The organism is Enterobacter hormaechei ATCC 49162 (assembly GCF_001875655.1).
GTDB lineage: Bacteria > Pseudomonadota > Gammaproteobacteria > Enterobacterales > Enterobacteriaceae > Enterobacter > Enterobacter hormaechei.
Genome location: NZ_MKEQ01000001.1, coordinates 3,221,317 through 3,239,229, shown reverse-complemented (window position 1 = coordinate 3,239,229; position 17,913 = coordinate 3,221,317). Strand labels below are relative to the sequence as shown.

Below are 17,913 nucleotides of genomic sequence, written 5' to 3'. Positions count from 1 at the left end.
CGTTTCGCCCTGGCCTGATAAAGCATTGCAATAATCAGTAGTTGGACGGCAGGCACCTTTTTGTGCGTCATTCGAAGTTTATGTAGCACGTCCCGAAGGGGCTGACATAAGAAGGTGAATGAGCCACTGGTTACTATTATGCAACCAGCGCGCCAGATTGCAAAAAATAAATTATCTTTATGATTAATAACAATTTTATTCTTTTAAGGTGTTCGTTGTGCGGTGAATGATTTCCAGGCTAAGTGTCGCTATTAAGCAACACCTTAACGTGAACCCGCCATGACTTTTATAAATCAATAACTTAAATGTCTCTTTTTGGCGACACTCAAACCCGAGAGTTGTCGCGATTTTGCGACAGAGACAAAAAAGCCCGGTAGCGCTCACGCTTACCGGGCCTTGAGGTCGTGCGCTGAAACTTAACCCAGCTGTTTACGCGCGTTGCGGAAAATGCGCATCCATGGGCTGTCCTCGCCCCAGTTTTCCGGGTGCCAGGAGTTGCTCACGGTACGGAAGACACGCTCCGGGTGCGGCATCATAATAGTGACACGGCCGCTTTCGCTGGTGACAGCAGTGATACCATTTGCCGAACCATTCGGGTTAGCCGGATAGGTTTCGGTGACCTTGCCGAAGTTATCAACAAAGCGCAGCGCCACCAGTCCTTTACTTTCAAGCTGAGCCAGATGCGCCGCATCGCGCACTTCAACCTGACCTTCACCGTGCGAAACCGCGATTGGCATCTGCGAACCCACCATACCCTGCAACAGCAGAGACGGGCTTTGGGTCACTTCCACCAGGCTGAAGCGCGCTTCGAAGCGGTCAGACTGGTTGCGCACAAAGCGCGGCCAGGCTTCGCTGCCCGGGATCAGCTCGCGCAGGTTAGACATCATCTGGCAGCCGTTACACACGCCCAGCGCCAGCGTCTGCGGACGGTGGAAGAAGGTCTCGAACTCGTCACGCACGCGGCTGTTGAACAGAATAGACTTCGCCCAGCCTTCGCCCGCGCCCAGCACGTCACCGTAGGAGAAACCACCGCACGCCACCAGCGCCTGGAAATCGTCCAGACCGGTACGCCCGGCCAGCAGGTCGCTCATGTGGACGTCGATGGCGTCAAAGCCCGCACGGTGGAAGGCCGCCGCCATTTCCACGTGGGAGTTAACGCCCTGCTCACGCAGCACGGCCACTTTCGGACGCGCGCCGGTCGCGATGTACGGCGCGGCAATGTCTTCGTTGATGTCGAAGCTGAGCTTCACGTTCAGGCCAGGATCCTGGTCATTCGCTTTCGCGTTGTGTTCCTGATCGGCACATTCCGGGTTGTCACGCAGGCGCTGCATCTGCCAGGTGGTTTCTGCCCACCACATACGCAGCGTAGTGCGGCTTTCGCTGAACACGGCGTGACCGTCGGCTTCAATGACGAAGCGGTCGCCCTGAACGGCTTTACCCAGATAGTGCACGCAGTCTGCCAGACCGTGCTGCGCCAGAATGGCTTCCACCGCGTCGCGATCTGCGGCGCGTACCTGAATGACCGCGCCCAGCTCTTCGTTAAACAGCGCTGCCAGGCGGTCTTCGCCAAGCGTTGCAATGTTCGCTTCAACGCCGCAGTGACCGGTGAAGGCCATCTCTGCCAGGGTCACCAGCAGACCGCCGTCGGAACGGTCATGGTAGGCCAGCAGCTTGCGCTGCGCCACCAGCGCCTGAATCGCGTCGTAGAAGCCTTTCAGCTGGGCAACGTCGCGCACGTCGGCGGGCTTGTCGCCGAGCTGACGGTAAACCTGCGCCAGCGCGGTGGCACCCAGCGCGTTATGACCTTTACCCAGGTCAATCAGCAGCAGGGCGTTGTCTTCGGTCACAAGCTGTGGCGTAACGGTATGACGCACGTCTTCCACGCGGGCAAACGCGGTGATCACCAGCGACAGCGGAGAGGTCATCTCGCGCTGCTCGCTGCCTTCCTGCCAGCGGGTTTTCATCGACATGGAGTCTTTACCCACCGGAATGGTCAGGCCGAGGGCTGGACACAGCTCTTCACCTACCGCTTTCACGGCTTCATACAGGCCAGCATCTTCGCCCGGGTGACCGGCAGCAGCCATCCAGTTCGCGGAAAGTTTGATACGTTTGATATCGCCAATCTGCGTCGCGGCGATGTTGGTCAGCGCTTCACCGACCGCCAGACGGGCAGACGCGGCGAAGTCCAGCAGGGCCACCGGCGTACGTTCGCCCAGGGCCATCGCTTCGCCGTAGTAGCTGTCGAGGCTCGCGGTAGTCACCGCGCAGTTCGCCACCGGGATCTGCCAAGGGCCAACCATCTGGTCGCGTGACACCATACCGGTTACGGTACGGTCGCCGATGGTCACCAGGAACGTTTTCTCCGCCACGGCAGGCAGGTGCAGGACGCGGTTTACCGCTTCAGACACGGTGATGCCCTGGCGATCCAGCGCTTTGCCCGCCGCTTTACGGGTTGTCACGTCGCGGGTCATCTTCGGCGTTTTACCGAGCAGCACGTCCAGCGGCAGATCGATCGGCTGGTTGTCAAAATGGGTGTCGCTTAAGGTGAGGTGCTGCTCTTCGGTCGCTTCACCGATGACGGCATACGGCGCGCGCTCGCGGCGGCACAGCTCGTCAAACAGCGGCAGCTGATCGGCGGCAACCGCCAGCACGTAGCGCTCCTGGGATTCGTTACACCAGATTTCCAGCGGACTCATGCCCGGCTCATCGCTCAGGATATCGCGCAGGTTGAAGCGCCCGCCGCGACCGCCGTCGCTCACCAGTTCAGGCATCGCGTTGGAGAGACCACCCGCGCCCACGTCGTGGATGAACAGAATCGGGTTGGCATCGCCGAGCTGCCAGCAGCGGTCGATCACTTCCTGACAGCGACGCTCCATTTCCGGGTTGTCGCGCTGCACGGAGGCGAAGTCGAGGTCCGCATCAGACTGACCGGAGGCCATAGAGGAGGCAGCCCCGCCGCCCAGACCGATGTTCATTGCCGGACCGCCGAGCACGATCAGCTTCGCGCCGACGACGATCTCGCCTTTCTGCACGTGATCGGCGCGAATGTTGCCGATCCCGCCTGCCAGCATGATCGGTTTGTGGTAGCCGCGCAGCTCTTCGCCGTTGTGGCTGTCCACTTTCTCTTCGTAAGTACGGAAGTAACCGTTCAGCGCCGGACGACCAAATTCGTTGTTGAACGCCGCGCCGCCCAGGGGACCTTCGGTCATGATATCCAGCGCGGTCACGATGCGCTCTGGCTTGCCAAAATCTTCTTCCCATGGCTGTTCAAAGCCCGGAATACGCAGGTTTGAAACGGAGAAACCGACCAGACCCGCTTTTGGTTTCGCGCCGCGACCGGTCGCACCTTCGTCACGGATTTCACCGCCGGAACCGGTCGCCGCCCCCGGCCACGGAGAAATCGCCGTCGGGTGGTTGTGGGTTTCCACTTTCATCAGGATATGCGCGGGCTCCTGGTGGAAGTCATAGCGCCCTGCTTCGCGATCGGCGAAGAAGCGGCCCACCTCGGAACCCTCCATTACCGCGGCGTTGTCTTTATAGGCAGACAGCACGTGGTCAGGGGTTTGCTCCATGGTGTTTTTGATCATTTTGAACAGCGACTTCGGCTGCTGTTCGCCGTCGATAATCCAGTCGGCGTTGAAAATTTTGTGGCGGCAGTGCTCGGAGTTGGCCTGCGCGAACATATACAGTTCGATGTCGTTCGGGTTGCGATTCAGCTTAACGAATGCATCCTGAAGGTAGTCGATTTCATCTTCTGCGAGTGCCAGACCAAGACGCAGGTTAGCGTCGATCAGTGCCTGACGCCCCTGCCCCAGCAGATCCACGCTCTGTACCGGCGCAGGCTGATGGTGAGAGAACAGTTTCTGCGCATCTTCCAGAGAGTCGAACACGCTCTCCATCATGCGGTCGTGCAGCTCCGCCGCGACGGCCTGCCACTGCGCGTCGCTCAGGGTTGACGCTTCCACATAGTACGCCACGCCGCGCTCCAGACGGTTTATCTGGCTCAGGCCGCAGTTGTGAGCGATATCAGTTGCTTTGGAAGACCAGGGGGAGATGGTGCCAGGACGTGGCGTGGCGAGGATCAGTTTGCCGGTCGGCGTATGGCTGCTCAGGCTTGGACCATATTTAAGCAGGCGTTCCAGCTGTACGCGCTCCTCTGCATTCAGGGGGGCATTCAGGTCAGCAAAATGGACATACTCAGCGTAAATATTGCTTACCGGAAGGTCGGCCGCCTGAAAACGTGCCAGCAGTTTGTTAATACGGAAGGCAGACAGTGCAGGCGAACCACGCAGAATTTCCATCATAAGTCTCTCGTCTTCGAAGCGCCGGGGCGCTTACAGTGTGCGCAAGGGGGGAAAACGGGCGTCATTATAGAGAATCCTGAGCGCCGACGAAACCGTTTGCGTCGAAATAAAATCAACCTTTCGATTTAACAATAGATGTGACCTGTCTCTCTAATTGGTTGCCAACTGGCGCTACTTTGCGCAAAATGCCGCTCAATCAATGGCAAACTCTATTCTTAACATGACTACAGCACACTGAGGCAACCGGCGTCGCAGAGAATTAACTAATTGAAAAAATTAAAGATTAATTATCTGCTCATCGGCATTGTTACGTTGCTGCTGGCAGTGGCCCTCTGGCCGTCTATCCCCTGGTTCGGCAAGGCCGAAAACCGTATCGCCGCCATTCAGGAGCGGGGGGAGTTGCGCGTCAGTACCCTCTCCTCCCCGCTTATTTACGACGATATCAACGGCAAAACCATTGGTCTCGATTACGAACTGGCACAGCTGTTTGCGGACTATCTGGGCGTGAAGCTGAACGTTACCGTGCGGCAGAACATCAACCAGCTGTTTGATGATTTGGACCATAACCGTGCCGATATTCTCGCCGCGGGTCTGGTGTACAACAGCGAACGCAGTAAAAACTATCAGCCAGGCCCGACCTATTACTCTGTGTCGCAGCAGGTGGTTTATCGTGTGGGTAGCCTGCGCCCGCGCTCACTGGCCGACATCACCGACCAGCAGTTGACCATTGCACCAGGCCATGTGGTGATTGACGATCTGCGGGCGTTGAAAGAGAAAAAATACCCGAACCTCAGCTGGACAGTTGATCCTAAACTCGGTACGACCGAATTGCTGGAGCAGGTAAAAGATAAAAAGCTGGCCTATACCATTGCTGATTCGGTAGCGATCAGCCTATTCCAGCGCGTTCATCCTGAAATCGCCGTGGCGCTGGATGTGACCGACGAACAACCGGTGACCTGGTTTACCCAGTTAGACGACGATCAAACCGTCTCTGCGGCGATGCTCGATTTCTTTAATGCCATCAATGAAGACGGCACCCTGGCGCGTCTGGAAGAGAAATATCTCGGTCACGGTGACGATTTTGATTACGTTGACACCCGCACCTTCCTGCGCGCGGTGGACAGCGTGCTGCCAGATCTGCAACCGCTGTTTGAGAAGTACGCCCAGGAGATTGACTGGAAGCTGCTGGCGGCGATCTCCTACCAGGAATCGCACTGGGATGCTCAGGCTACCTCCCCCACAGGCGTACGCGGGTTGATGATGCTGACCAAAAATACCGCCCAGAGCCTCGGCATCAGCGACCGGACCGATGCGGAACAGAGCATCAGCGGCGGCGCGCAGTATTTACAGGATATGATGGCGAAAGTGCCGGAGACGGTCCCGGAAGGGGAGCGGATCTGGTTTGCGCTGGCCGCCTATAACATGGGCTATGCGCATATGCTCGACGCGCGGGCGCTGACGGCGAAAACCAAAGGTAACCCGGACAGCTGGTCTGATGTAAAACAGCGTCTGCCGCTGCTTAGCCAGAAACAGTGGTACCAGAAGCTGACGTACGGCTATGCGCGCGGGCATGAAGCGTATGCCTACGTGGAAAATATTCGTAAGTACCAGATAAGCCTGGTGGGATATCTGCTGGAGAAAGAAAAAGAGGCGACCGAGGCGCAACAGCTGGCTGAAAGCTATCCGGTGGTCGCACCGGACGAGCTTAATCACCCTGCGGTTTCAATTCTGCCTTTTGTTGCTTTTTCTGCTGCCGACGCATTCGAAAAAAGTCACTTAACAGACCCGAACATTCTGGTGCAAGTACCCCGCCGATAGTTTTCACCTGGTGGTTCATCCCCGGATGTCCAAGCACGTCCATCAGTGAACCAGCAGCGCCCGTCTTTTCATCCCGCGCGCCAAACACCAGCGTTCCGATTCGGCTGTGCACCATCGCCCCGGAGCACATCACGCACGGTTCAAGGGTGACATACAGGGTGGTATCAAGCAGACGATAATTTTGCAGCACCAGCCCGCCCTGGCGAAGCGCCATGATTTCCGCGTGCGCGGTAGGATCGTGACGGCCAATCGGACGGTTCCACCCTTCCCCAATCACCTGATTGTTATGGACCAGCACTGCCCCCACGGGCACTTCGCCCTCTTCCCAGGCGCGCTGAGCCAGCGCCAGCGCATGGCGCATCCAGTATTCATGAGTGTGTTCAGGGTTGGACAAGGGCTGATACTCCAGTCGAAAAGCGGGCGGCATTATACACAGCCGGTACAGATAAGACTATTCGAGTTGCTGAAGTTCACCCAGAGGCGTGACGCGCCAGCGGTGCTGGCAAAAATAGAGCAGCGGGTTGTCCTGCTTGCTGTCGCTGTAGCCGCTGTACAGGCGCAGCGGCGTACCGATGCGTTTCTCCAGTTGCACCACTTTTTCATGTCCGAGGCAGCGCAGAGTGAGCACCCAGCCGCCGTAGCCGCGCGCGATTTGCGTGGCGATAAGATTTACGCGCGGCAGCCAGGGGGTATCAAAATAGACCTGCTCCACCAGCGTCTGTGGGGAGCCGGTAATCAGCCAGATATCGGCATCGTTGGCGTCGAGATAGCTGGTCAGGCGCGCCTGGACCACGGGAAACGCGGCGACATGCCCACGAAACCAGTGCGCAAAATCCTGTTCAAGCTGCTTAAGACGCGCTTCGCTATGACCAAACGTGCATCCCCAGAGCAGCAGGCTCATCGGCCAGCGCGCTGCACGGCCTTTCACCAGCAGCGCGATGCCAATCACGGGTAAGAGCGGCAGAACGAGCAGCGCGTTCAGAGGCTGGCGCCGCAGCAGGTAGCGCATAAATGTGCCGAACATATCCTGCTGATGCAGCGTTCCATCCAGATCAAAAAAGACAACGCGACGCTCGTTACTGGCCAAACCTTACTCCTCTGGGTCGTTGAATCCTAACAGCCAGGTAAACAGGAACCCGGCGATCACCGCTACCAGATAGCCTAACAGATAGAGCATCACTTTTCCGGTCACGATGGTTAATGCCAGCGGTAAACCAGAGATCCCAAAGGTGATGACGGTCGCCACTTTCCAGTAGCTGATTAACGCCCCGCCCACCGCACCACCGAGACAGGCGGCCAGGAACGGTTTACCCAGCGGCAACGTCACGCCGAAAATCAGCGGTTCGCCGATACCAAGTAACCCGACCGGCAGCGCCCCTTTAATGACCTTTTTCAGACGCGCGTTGCGGGTTTTCATCAGTACCGCGATGGCCGCGCCAACCTGCCCAACGCCGGCCATCGACAGGATCGGCAGCAGAGCGTTATAGCCGTGCGCCTGCACCAGTTCGACGTGGATTGGCACCAGCCCCTGATGCAGACCGGTCAGCACTAACGGCAGGAAGGTCCCGGACAGCACGGCTCCCACCAGCAGCCCGCCGCGATCGATCGCCAGCGACGCGCCGTGGGCGATGGCTTCAGAGATCGCCCCGCCTAACGGTTGCAGCGCCACAATCGCCACGCTCCCGGTAATCAATGTGGTCAGCAGTGGGTTAAGGATCAGCTCAATCGAGCCTGGCAGCAACGCGCGTAGCTTTTTCTCGATCCAGCACATCAGAATGACCACCAGCAGCACGGCAATCACCCCGCCGCGGCCGGGCTGAAGCGCCTCGCCAAACAGCGTAATTTGCGCCAGCTGCGGGCTGGACAAGATCCCTGCCATTACGCCGCCCATCGCCAGCGAGCCGCCGAAAACTTTGGCCGTGTTCACCCCCACCAGGATGTTCATGATGGCAAACACCGCGCTGCCAAAGATTGCGAGAATACCCAGCAGGTTCGGATACTGGGTGGCAAAGTCCCCGACGATATCCGGCCGCTTGAGGATATTGATAATACCGGTGATCAACCCCGACGCGATAAACGCCGGGATAAGCGGAATAAAGACGTTGGCAAGCTGTCGCAGCGCATCGCTCATGGGGGCTTTGTATTTTGCTTTCGCCTGCGCTTTGGTGCGTGCGACGTCGTCAAAGGCGGGAGCCGTTTCAGCGCCCGTCATCAGGGCGCGCATGGCATCAACCACTTGCGCCGCTTTGCCCGGGCCGACAATCAGCTGGTGCTGCTGCCCCTGTTTAACATACCCGCTCACGCCGGGAAGCTGCTTCAGGCGTGTTAAATCAAGCTTTTCGTCGTTGTGCACCTCGACGCGTACACGCGTCATGCAGTTTTCCAGACGCTGAATATTTTTTTCCCCACCGATCCCGAGCAGGATGTCGCTGGCGAGCGCTGCTGTTTTGTCCATACACGCCTCTTATTGGTGTTCTAATGCCGCCCGTAAAAACCCATGATGGGCTTCGAGCCTGGCTCTGGCCGCGGCTGCATCCAGCCCGGTTAATATCATCAGAATGGCCGGTTTAACATCGTGATCGGTCTGCTGAAGCACTTTTTCAGCCTCTTCACGACCGGCCCCCGTCGCTTCCATCACCATGCGACATGCCCTGTCCACCAGCTTGACGTTGGTGGCCTGCATATCCACCATCAGGTTCTGGTAGACCTTGCCAAATTTCACCATCGCCCCGGTGGAGATCATATTGAGCACCAGCTTTTGCGCGGTCCCGGATTTCAGGCGCGTGGAGCCGGTGAGCGCTTCAGGCCCGACAACCGGGGAGATGGCAATGGCGGCCACCTGCGCAATCGGCGAGCCAGGGTTACAGGAGATGGCGACCGTGGTACATCCCGTCTGTCTGGCGTATTCCAGTCCACCAATGACGTACGGCGTACGACCAGATGCCGCGAGTCCGACCACCAGATCCTGCGCGGTCAGGTTCAGCTCCTTCAGATCATCCTCGCCCAGCTGTTTATTGTCCTCTGCCCCTTCTACCGCTTTCAGCAGCGCGCCGGGGCCACCGGCGATCAGGCCAACGACCAGACCATGCGGAACGCCAAACGTCGGCGGACACTCTGAAGCATCCAGCACTCCGAGGCGTCCACTGGTACCCGCCCCCATATAAATAATGCGTCCTCCTGCTTTCAGGGCGTCGGCAGCGGCGTCTACGGCTTTCGCCACCTCGGGCAATGTCTCTTTGACTGCCAGCGCGACGAGGGTATCCTGTTGATTAAAGCGGTTTACCAGCTCCAGCGTGGATAGTGCATCAAGATCCATGGTTTGCGGGTTACGCGTTTCAGAAACAAGAGAGCCAAGATTCATGTTATTTACCTCTGGAATTTTTAATTCATAATAAACGCACTATAATGGAATATAAAATTCATTCAGGCGAGCAAAATTCGTATTTGCGCGGGTAATCACATTTTCGCCAGGAGACCGTATGAACTGTTTAATTCGCATTCGCCAGCGCTACGCAGGGTTTGCCCAGAGTGATAAAAAGCTGGCGGATTTTTTACTTTCTCAACCCGATCGGGCGCGACACCTCAGCTCTCAGCAGCTGGCAGGCGAAGCCGGGGTGAGTCAGTCGAGCGTGGTGAAATTTGCCCAGAAGATAGGTTATAAGGGCTTTCCGGCGCTAAAACTGGCGATCAGCGAAGCACTGGTGAGCAACCCGAATCCGCAGTCCATGCCGGTGCATAACCAGATCCGTGGCGACGATCCGATGCGTCTGGTCGGCGAAAAGCTGATCAAGGAGAACGTGGCGGCAATGCATGCCACGCTGGATGTGAACACGGAAGAGAAGCTTCTGGAAAGTGTAGCCATGCTTCGCAACGCGCGACGTATTGTGCTGACCGGGATCGGCGCCTCCGGGCTGGTTGCGCGTAACTTTGGCTGGAAGCTGACAAAAATTGGCTATAACGCCATCGTTGAACAGGACATGCACGCGCTGCTGGCGACCGTGCAGGCCATGGATCCTGACGATTTACTGCTGGCTATCTCTTATTCTGGCGAGCGTCGCGAAATTAACATGGCTACCGACGAAGCCCTGCGCGTAGGGGGAAAAATACTGGCGATTACCGGTTTTAGCCCGAATGCGCTTCAGCAGCGGGCAACCCGCTGTCTGTACACCATTGCCGAGGAGCAGGCCACGCGCAGCGCGGCTATTTCGTCGACGAGTGCGCAGATGATGCTGACGGACCTGCTGTTTATGGCGCTGGTTCAGCAGGATCTGGAGCATGCGCCAGAGCGCATTCGTCACAGCGAAGAGCTGGTAAAAAGACTGGTTTGAGCAGGGAATGAGCGTATAATGCCCGCCCTGTTTGTGATGTTTCTGAGAATTTCCTGATGGCGCTGTTAATAACCAAAAAATGCATCAATTGCGATATGTGCGAACCCGAATGCCCGAACCAGGCGATTTCGATGGGCGACAGCATTTATGAGATTAACAGCGACCGCTGCACCGAATGCATCGGCCACTATGAAACGCCGACCTGCCAGAAAGTGTGCCCCATCCCCAATACGATCTTAAAAGATCCGGCACACGTCGAGAACGACGAACAGCTCTGGGATAAGTTTGTCCTGCTGCACCACGCGGACAAAATTTAACTCTCGATAATTACCGTCGCACAGGCGTAGTGGCGTTCATCTGCAAGCGTAACGTGCATGTGCGCCACGCCCAGCTTTTCCGCCAGCTTAAGCGCTTCACCCCATAAACGCAGACGTGGCTTACCCAGCTCATCGTTAAACACTTCAAACTGGTTAAACGCCAGGCCGTTACGAATGCCTGTGCCGAATGCTTTCGCCGCCGCCTCTTTTACCGCGAAACGCTTTGCCAGAAAGCGCACCGGCTGTTGATGCGCTTCCCAGATAGCCCATTCGTTGTCGCTCAGCACGCGTTTTGCGAGGCGATCGCCGCTGCGGGCGATCACCGCTTCAATGCGGGCTATTTCAACGATATCGGTGCCTAAGCCCAGAATAGCCATTACTGACGCGCTTCCAGCATCAGACGCTTCATCTCGGAAACCGCCTCTTTCAGGCCGCTCATCACCGCACGACCAATAATAGCGTGGCCGATGTTCAGCTCGTGCATTTCCGGCAGGGCTGCGATGGCTTTTACGTTGTGATAGGTCAGCCCGTGACCGGCGTTCACCTTCAGCCCCAGACTTGCGGCGTAGGTTGCCGCTTTAGCGATACGCTCCAGCTCTTTGGCCTGCTCGGCATCGTTTTTGGCATCGGCGTAGCAGCCGGTGTGGATTTCAATATACGGCGCGCCCACGTCAGCAGCCGCTTTAATCTGGGTGAAATCGGCGTCGATAAACAGGGAAACCAGGATACCGGCATCCGCCAGGCGTTTGCAGGCATCGCGCATTTTGTCGAGTTGCCCCGCCACATCCAGACCGCCTTCGGTCGTCACTTCCTGACGTTTTTCCGGCACCAGGCAGCAGAAATGCGGTTTGGTGTCGCAGGCAATCGTCAGCATCTCTTCGGTTACCGCCATCTCCAGGTTCATGCGGGTATCCAGCGTCTGGCGCAGGATGCGCACGTCACGATCGGTGATGTGGCGACGATCTTCACGCAGGTGAACGGTAATGCCGTCGGCGCCAGCCTGTTCAGCAATAAACGCCGCCTGAACCGGATCAGGGTAAGCAGTGCCGCGGGCATTACGCAGCGTGGCGATGTGGTCGATGTTGACGCCTAACAGTAATTCAGCCATGACAATCCTCGGTATTTTTGTTCATTTACCTTCTCCCGCTCCCTCCGGGAGAGGGCTGGGGTGAGGGGTAAAACATTAGCGTTTCGGCATAAACTGCCTGAATAATTCGCGGCTCTTTAAGGGCTTGCCCCCAAGATACGGCTTGAGCGCGATTCGGGTAAAGCGTTTTGCCGCACGCAGGGTGTCGGCGTCCGGGAACTCGCGTTCATACAGTGCTCTGAGCTGGCGTCCGGTAAAGGTGCTGTTATCAACGACAACGCTGGCAATAAAGCCCTTTTCCTCACGATAGCGATAGGTCATGGTATCTTCTACCTCGTCTCCGCTCCCCGCACAGTGCAGAAAATCGACGCCGTAACCAAGGTGCCCGAGCAGCGCCAGTTCAAAACGACGCAGCGCAGGCTCAGGGGTGCCGGTAGCGCCAGCAAGTGACTGAATACAGTGCAGGTAATCAAAGAAAAGTTCAGAGAAGCGGGTCTCATGTTCAAGAACCCGTGAGATGAGTTCGTTCACATACAAGCCGCTGTAGAGCGTGATACCAGAAAGAGGAAGCGCCAGGGAGACAGCTTCAGCACTGCGCAGAGTTTTGACTTCCCCTCGCCCGCCAAAGCGGACCAGCAGCGGGGTGAAAGGCTGTAAAGCACCTTTGAGATTAGAACGTTTGGAACGTGCGCCTTTGGCGACAAGGCGCACGCGACCGGACTCTTCCGTGAAGACGTCCAGCATCAGGCTGGTTTCGCTCCAGGGACGACTATGCAGGACAAAGGCGCGCTGCCATCCATCCATATGCTCGTCGTCTTGGGTTACTGATCTTCGCCGTAACCGAGGCTGCGCAGCGCACGCTCATCATCGGCCCAGCCAGATTTCACTTTCACCCACAGTTCGAGGTGAACCGGCGCTTCGAACATATCCTGCATGTCTTTACGGGCTTCAATACCGATGGTTTTGATCTTGGCCCCTTTGTTGCCAATCACCATCTTCTTCTGCCCTTCACGCTCAACGAGGATCAGACCGTTAATATCGTAACCGCCGCGCTCGTTGGTCTGGAAACGCTCGATCTCCACCGTCACAGAGTACGGCAGTTCAGCGCCCAGGAAACGCATCAGCTTCTCACGGATGATTTCTGAGGCCATAAAACGCTGAGAGCGATCGGTGATGTAGTCTTCCGGGAAGTGGTGAATCGCTTCCGGCAGATGCTTGCGCACGATGCCCGCGATGGTATCAACGTTCAGGCCCGTTTCCGCAGACAGTGGGACGATGTCCAGGAAGTTCATCTGACTGCCCAGCCATTGCAGATGCGGCAGCAGATCGGCCTTTTCCTGTACGTTGTCCACTTTATTGACCGCGAGGATCACCGGCGTTTTGCCGTCACGCAGCTTGTTCAGAACCATTTCGTCGTCCGGCGTCCAGCGGGTGCCTTCCACAACGAAGATCACCAGCTCTACGTCGCCAATGGAGCTGCTCGCCGCCTTGTTCATCAGGCGGTTGATGGCGCGCTTCTCTTCCATATGCAGGCCCGGGGTATCGACGTAGATCGCCTGATACGCGCCTTCAGTATGGATGCCGACGATGCGGTGACGCGTGGTCTGCGCCTTACGCGAGGTGATAGAAATCTTCTGCCCAAGCAGATTGTTCAACAGGGTGGATTTGCCCACGTTCGGACGTCCGACGATGGCAATAAATCCGCAATACGTTTTTTCTTCGCTCATTCCAGCTCCAGCATTTTTAACGCCTGTTCGGCGGCAGCCTGTTCAGCCTTACGACGGCTTGAACCCGTGCCGACCACCGGTTCACTCAGGCCACTGACCTGGCAATGGATGGTAAATTCCTGATCGTGCGCTTCGCCACGCACCTGCACCACCAGATAGGATGGCAGCGGCAGATGACGACCCTGCAAATATTCTTGCAGACGCGTTTTCGGATCTTTTTGTTTATCGCCCGGGCTGATTTCGTCCAGGCGGGTCTGATACCAGTTCAGGATCAGCTTTTCTACGGTCTGGATATCGCTGTCCAGGAACACACCACCGATTAATGCCTCGACCGTATCGGCAAGGATGGATTCACGACGGAAACCACCGCTTTTCAGCTCACCCGGCCCGAGACGCAGACATTCACCCAGCTCAAACTCGCGCGCGATTTCAGCGAGGGTGTTGCCGCGCACCAGCGTCGCGCGCATGCGGCTCATATCACCTTCGTCCACACGCGGGAAACGATGATAAAGCGCATTCGCAATCACGAAACTTAAAATGGAGTCGCCCAAAAACTCGAGACGCTCATTATGTTTGCTGCTGGCACTGCGATGGGTTAATGCCTGTTGCAACAACTCCTGATGATGAAAAGTGTAGCCCAGCTTACGTTGAAGCCGATTAATTACGATGGGGTTCATGCGATACCAATAAATGAATGCGTCAAAAATGCAGCACACGAAACCGACCTGAGAAAACCAACGCGGTTTCGTGTGCCGTGGCACCCTTGCAGGGCCAACCTTAAACTTCGGGGGAATATTCTATACACAACGACAGGGGATGTCGTTAGTTCAAAGAGATTTATCGCGGAAATAATTCACGTAGCGGCGAATAAAAGCCGCTACGTGTTATTTTTGACGAAAATTAATGAATTCCGCCAATACGATTCAGGCGAACGCCGGTTGGCCACTCGCCTTCCTGCTTCTCAAAACTCATCCAGATAGCGGTTGCTTTACCGACCAGATTCGCCTCCGGCACAAAGCCCCAGTAACGGCTGTCCGCAGAGTTATCGCGGTTGTCACCCATCATGAAGTAGTGTCCCGGCGGCACAATCCAGGTTGCCAGCTGTTGGCCTGGCTGCTGGTAGTACATTGCCAGCTGATCCTGTGCGATGGGCACGGTCAGAATGCGATGCGTGACATCACCCAGCGTCTCTTTGCGCTCAACCAGACGAATACCGTTCTCTTTGGTTTCGCCTTTAGGCACCTGGAAGAAGCCGCTGGTCGCTTCACCGCCGTTACGACGGGCAAAGGTCTGCACAAAATCAGCTGGCTCAACGTTGGAGTAGGTAACTGGAAGCGCATTTTCACATGCGGTACCAGAGCTACAGCCTGGCTGAATAGTCACCTCTTTCGCCACCGGATCGTAGGTCACTTTATCGCCCGGCAGACCGACCGCGCGTTTAATATAGTCCAGCCGCGGATCTTCCGGATATTTAAACACCACGATGTCGCCACGTTTCGGATGACCCGTTTCGATCAGCGTTTTCTGGTAGATCGGATCTTTGATGCCATAGGCAAACTTCTCAACCAGAATAAAATCGCCGATCAGCAGCGTTGGCATCATCGATCCTGACGGGATCTGGAACGGTTCATAGATAAATGAACGCACCACCAGCACAATCGCCAGCACCGGGAATACCGATGCCCCTGTTTCCAGCCAGCCCGGTTTCGGGCCGACTTTTTTCAGGGTTTTCGCGTCCAGCGCATCGCCCGTGGCTGCCTGCGCGGCAGCCTGACGTTCACGGCGTTTTGGGGCGAAGATAAACTTATCCAGGCACCACAACAGACCTGTCACCAGGGTAGCGATGACCAGGATCAGGGCAAACATGTTCGCCATGCCAACTCCTTAAGGTTATTTACCGTTACCGTCTTTACCAACGTGAAGGATGGCAAGGAATGCTTCCTGCGGCAGCTCAACGTTACCGACCTGCTTCATACGCTTCTTACCTTCTTTCTGCTTCTGCAACAGCTTTTTCTTACGGCTGACGTCACCGCCATAGCACTTCGCCAGAACGTTTTTACGCAGCTGCTTCACGGTTGAACGGGCAATGATGTGGTTACCAATGGCCGCCTGAATCGCAATGTCAAACTGCTGACGCGGGATCAGATCTTTCATCTTCTCAACCAGCTCACGACCACGGTACGGCGCGTTATCGTTGTGGGTGATCAGCGCCAGCGCATCCACGCGTTCGCCGTTGATCAGCACATCCACACGCACCATGTTCGAAGCCTGGAAGCGTTTGAAGTTGTAGTCCAGCGACGCATAGCCACGGGAGGTGGACTTCAGACGGTCGAAGAAGTCGAGCACCACTTCCGCCATCGGAATTTCATAGGTCAGCGCCACCTGGTTACCGTGGTAAACCATGTTGGTCTGCACGCCACGCTTCTCAATACACAGAGTGATCACGTTGCCGAGGAACTCCTGCGGCAGCAGCATGTGACACTCTGCGATAGGCTCACGCAGTTCCTGAATATTATTCAGCGGCGGAAGCTTGGACGGGCTATCGACGTAGATCACCTCTTTCGACGTGGTTTCGACTTCGTAGACAACCGTCGGGGCGGTGGTGATCAGATCAAGATCGTATTCACGCTCCAGACGTTCCTGAATGATCTCCATGTGCAGCAGACCGAGGAAGCCACAGCGGAAGCCGAAGCCCAGCGCCGTTGAGCTTTCTGGCTCGTAGAACAGGGAGGCATCGTTCAGGCTCAGCTTGCCGAGCGCGTCGCGGAAGTTCTCGTAGTCATCAGAGCTAACCGGGAACAGGCCCGCGTAAACCTGCGGTTTCACCTTTTTAAAGCCTGGCAGCGCTTTATCTGCCGGGTTACGCGCACCGGTCAGGGTATCGCCCACTGGCGCGCCGAGGATGTCTTTAATTGCACACACCAGCCAGCCCACTTCGCCGCATTTCAGTTCGGTACGGTCAACCTGTTTTGGCGTGAAGATGCCCAGACGATCGGCGTTGTAGACCTGTCCGGTGCTCATGACCTTGATTTTGTCGCCTTTACGCATGGTGCCGTTTTTAATACGCACCAGCGAGACAACGCCCAGGTAGTTATCAAACCAGGAGTCGATGATCAGCGCCTGTAGCGGCGCATCCGGGTCGCCTTCCGGCGGCGGAATGTCACGCACCAGACGTTCCAGTACATCCGGAACGCCTACGCCGGTTTTCGCCGAACAGCGCACGGCATCAGTCGCATCAATACCGACGATGTCTTCAATCTCTTCCGCTACGCGTTCAGGATCTGCGGCTGGCAGGTCGATTTTATTCAGAACCGGCACCACTTCGAGATCCATTTCCATGGCGGTGTAGCAGTTTGCCAGCGTCTGGGCCTCTACGCCCTGCCCGGCATCCACCACCAGCAGCGCGCCTTCACAGGCCGCCAGTGAGCGTGACACTTCATAAGAGAAGTCAACGTGCCCTGGGGTGTCGATAAAGTTCAGTTGATAGGTTTCACCATCGGAAGCTTTATAGTCGAGCGTCACGCTCTGCGCTTTGATGGTAATACCGCGTTCGCGTTCCAGGTCCATGGAGTCCAGAACCTGGGCTGCCATTTCACGATCAGACAGGCCACCGCAAATCTGGATAATACGGTCAGACAGCGTCGACTTACCGTGGTCAATGTGAGCAATGATGGAGAAATTTCTTATGTTTTTCATATGTATGGATTTATTTACTCGCTATGCGGATTAAATCTTCTTGATGGACACAGCGGTGGACACTCCACAGTAACTACCCCATCAACGACTGGCATGCATATTACACTGTAGCGCCCAAATCGTCAGCATACGATCTCCTGTTCATTGAGTGATAACGAGTGCCTACAGTTAAGCAATGTAAATTAAATTGTTGGGCAGTCATCATCACCCAGCGCGCGGTTGATGAAGAACGTCACTCTACCAAGCACCTCCCCCCTTCCAGAGCAGCACCTTCGATCGCTTCGCCATCATCTGTCATGAGTGACAGCCCCATCAGATTGGCAAACTGTGTGTGGCAGTCGCACAGAATCAACAACACATCACCTGGCGTCTTCTTCATTACAGGTTCGATTACCGCAAAGCCTGTATCAGTTTCGAAGCTCGCTCTGCAACTCTTACTATCGCCCCATCACCGGCCAGTCGCCGCCCGTTTTGCATACGACAGGCGGCAGTTTACTTTACTCGTTCTATTGAGAATAATGCGTGTATTACTCAGCTTTTTTTATCTTCTTTTTCTGCCTCGTAAATTGCTCTTATACTTCAATTTCCACTCATTGTTCCGTAGACAGCCAATAGAGCAGTCAAGTAATCCTATTT

The 17,913-nt window shown here is 56.3% G+C and carries 16 protein-coding genes; 3 read left to right on the top strand and 13 right to left on the bottom strand.

What is annotated here, in order from left to right; genetic code table 11:
- Positions 1-416: 416 nt before the first annotated feature.
- On the bottom strand, positions 417-4,304 hold the full coding sequence (purL, locus tag BH712_RS16145) for a phosphoribosylformylglycinamidine synthase (protein ID WP_006811554.1): 3,888 nt from the start codon (positions 4,302-4,304) through the stop codon (positions 417-419).
- 267 nt (positions 4,305-4,571) lie between these two features.
- Between purL and mltF the strand changes: the two genes are divergently transcribed.
- Positions 4,572-6,122, top strand: a complete 1,551-nt coding sequence (mltF, locus tag BH712_RS16140; protein ID WP_006811555.1) for a membrane-bound lytic murein transglycosylase MltF — start codon at positions 4,572-4,574, stop codon at positions 6,120-6,122.
- Here mltF and tadA read toward each other — a convergent pair.
- The 4 genes from tadA to murQ are packed head-to-tail and all read right to left on the bottom strand — an operon-like array spanning position 6,010 to position 9,483.
- Positions 6,010-6,549, bottom strand: a complete 540-nt coding sequence (tadA, locus tag BH712_RS16135) for a tRNA adenosine(34) deaminase TadA (RefSeq protein ID WP_032674002.1) — start codon at positions 6,547-6,549, stop codon at positions 6,010-6,012. The genes mltF and tadA overlap by 113 nt on opposite strands.
- Before the next feature lie 24 nt (positions 6,550-6,573).
- The gene (gene yfhb, locus BH712_RS16130) at positions 6,574-7,209 is read right to left on the bottom strand and encodes a phosphatidylglycerophosphatase C (RefSeq protein ID WP_006811557.1); all 636 of its coding nucleotides are present in this window, start codon (positions 7,207-7,209) and stop codon (positions 6,574-6,576) included.
- A gap of 3 nt (positions 7,210-7,212) precedes the next feature.
- Entirely contained in the window at positions 7,213-8,577 is a 1,365-nt protein-coding gene (locus BH712_RS16125) for a PTS transporter subunit EIIC (protein WP_006811558.1), read from the bottom strand.
- Between the two features lie 9 nt (positions 8,578-8,586).
- On the bottom strand, positions 8,587-9,483 hold the full coding sequence (gene murQ / locus BH712_RS16120) for an N-acetylmuramic acid 6-phosphate etherase (RefSeq protein ID WP_006811559.1): 897 nt from the start codon (positions 9,481-9,483) through the stop codon (positions 8,587-8,589).
- Between the two features lie 118 nt (positions 9,484-9,601).
- Here murQ and BH712_RS16115 point away from each other — a divergent pair, with 118 nt between their 5' ends.
- Positions 9,602-10,450, top strand: a complete 849-nt coding sequence (locus BH712_RS16115; RefSeq protein ID WP_006811560.1) for a MurR/RpiR family transcriptional regulator — start codon at positions 9,602-9,604, stop codon at positions 10,448-10,450.
- Between the two features lie 56 nt (positions 10,451-10,506).
- Positions 10,507-10,767 (top strand): YfhL family 4Fe-4S dicluster ferredoxin, encoded by a 261-nt coding sequence (locus BH712_RS16110; protein ID WP_006811561.1) that lies wholly within the window; start codon positions 10,507-10,509, stop codon positions 10,765-10,767.
- Here BH712_RS16110 and acpS read toward each other — a convergent pair.
- From acpS to BH712_RS25185, 8 genes are all read right to left on the bottom strand, one after another.
- Positions 10,764-11,144, bottom strand: coding sequence for a holo-ACP synthase (acpS, locus tag BH712_RS16105; protein WP_000986021.1), 381 nt, complete (start codon positions 11,142-11,144; stop codon positions 10,764-10,766). The genes BH712_RS16110 and acpS overlap by 4 nt on opposite strands.
- Positions 11,144-11,875, bottom strand: coding sequence for a pyridoxine 5'-phosphate synthase (gene pdxJ, locus BH712_RS16100; RefSeq protein WP_006811562.1), 732 nt, complete (start codon positions 11,873-11,875; stop codon positions 11,144-11,146). Before pdxJ ends, acpS begins: the two co-directional genes overlap by 1 nt.
- 75 nt (positions 11,876-11,950) lie before the next feature.
- Positions 11,951-12,658, bottom strand: a complete 708-nt coding sequence (gene recO, locus BH712_RS16095) for a DNA repair protein RecO (protein WP_006811563.1) — start codon at positions 12,656-12,658, stop codon at positions 11,951-11,953.
- 17 nt (positions 12,659-12,675) lie between these two features.
- Complete coding sequence (era, locus tag BH712_RS16090; protein WP_006811564.1) at positions 12,676-13,581, bottom strand: GTPase Era; 906 nt, start codon at positions 13,579-13,581, stop codon at positions 12,676-12,678.
- Positions 13,578-14,258 (bottom strand): ribonuclease III, encoded by a 681-nt coding sequence (gene rnc / locus BH712_RS16085; RefSeq protein WP_003860711.1) that lies wholly within the window; start codon positions 14,256-14,258, stop codon positions 13,578-13,580. The genes era and rnc overlap by 4 nt, the downstream gene beginning before the upstream one ends.
- Before the next feature lie 223 nt (positions 14,259-14,481).
- Complete coding sequence (lepB, locus tag BH712_RS16080; protein WP_006811565.1) at positions 14,482-15,456, bottom strand: signal peptidase I; 975 nt, start codon at positions 15,454-15,456, stop codon at positions 14,482-14,484.
- 15 nt (positions 15,457-15,471) lie between these two features.
- Positions 15,472-17,277, bottom strand: a complete 1,806-nt coding sequence (gene lepA, locus BH712_RS16075) for a translation elongation factor 4 (RefSeq protein WP_003860714.1) — start codon at positions 17,275-17,277, stop codon at positions 15,472-15,474.
- Between the two features lie 232 nt (positions 17,278-17,509).
- Positions 17,510-17,656 carry a hypothetical protein gene (locus BH712_RS25185; RefSeq protein WP_006811566.1) on the bottom strand — a complete coding sequence of 49 codons (147 nt, stop codon included), beginning with the start codon at positions 17,654-17,656 and terminating at the stop codon, positions 17,510-17,512.
- Positions 17,657-17,913 lie beyond the last annotated feature (257 nt).

What these genes read in the sequence shown, in the direction of transcription:
- BH712_RS16110 (WP_006811561.1), top strand. Translation starts at nt 10,507, where the DNA reads ATGGCGCTGTTAATAACCAAAAAATGCATCAATTGCGATATGTGCGAA.
- era (WP_006811564.1), bottom strand. Translation starts at nt 13,581, where the DNA reads ATGAGCGAAGAAAAAACGTATTGCGGATTTATTGCCATCGTCGGACGT.
- recO (WP_006811563.1), bottom strand. Translation starts at nt 12,658, where the DNA reads ATGGATGGATGGCAGCGCGCCTTTGTCCTGCATAGTCGTCCCTGGAGC.
- BH712_RS16115 (WP_006811560.1), top strand. Translation starts at nt 9,602, where the DNA reads ATGAACTGTTTAATTCGCATTCGCCAGCGCTACGCAGGGTTTGCCCAG.
- tadA (WP_032674002.1), bottom strand. Translation starts at nt 6,549, where the DNA reads ATGCCGCCCGCTTTTCGACTGGAGTATCAGCCCTTGTCCAACCCTGAA.
- BH712_RS16125 (WP_006811558.1), bottom strand. Translation starts at nt 8,577, where the DNA reads ATGGACAAAACAGCAGCGCTCGCCAGCGACATCCTGCTCGGGATCGGT.
- lepA (WP_003860714.1), bottom strand. Translation starts at nt 17,277, where the DNA reads ATGAAAAACATAAGAAATTTCTCCATCATTGCTCACATTGACCACGGT.
- acpS (WP_000986021.1), bottom strand. Translation starts at nt 11,144, where the DNA reads ATGGCTATTCTGGGCTTAGGCACCGATATCGTTGAAATAGCCCGCATT.
- murQ (WP_006811559.1), bottom strand. Translation starts at nt 9,483, where the DNA reads ATGAATCTTGGCTCTCTTGTTTCTGAAACGCGTAACCCGCAAACCATG.
- rnc (WP_003860711.1), bottom strand. Translation starts at nt 14,258, where the DNA reads ATGAACCCCATCGTAATTAATCGGCTTCAACGTAAGCTGGGCTACACT.
- pdxJ (WP_006811562.1), bottom strand. Translation starts at nt 11,875, where the DNA reads ATGGCTGAATTACTGTTAGGCGTCAACATCGACCACATCGCCACGCTG.
- BH712_RS25185 (WP_006811566.1), bottom strand. Translation starts at nt 17,656, where the DNA reads ATGAAGAAGACGCCAGGTGATGTGTTGTTGATTCTGTGCGACTGCCAC.
- lepB (WP_006811565.1), bottom strand. Translation starts at nt 15,456, where the DNA reads ATGGCGAACATGTTTGCCCTGATCCTGGTCATCGCTACCCTGGTGACA.
- purL (WP_006811554.1), bottom strand. Translation starts at nt 4,304, where the DNA reads ATGATGGAAATTCTGCGTGGTTCGCCTGCACTGTCTGCCTTCCGTATT.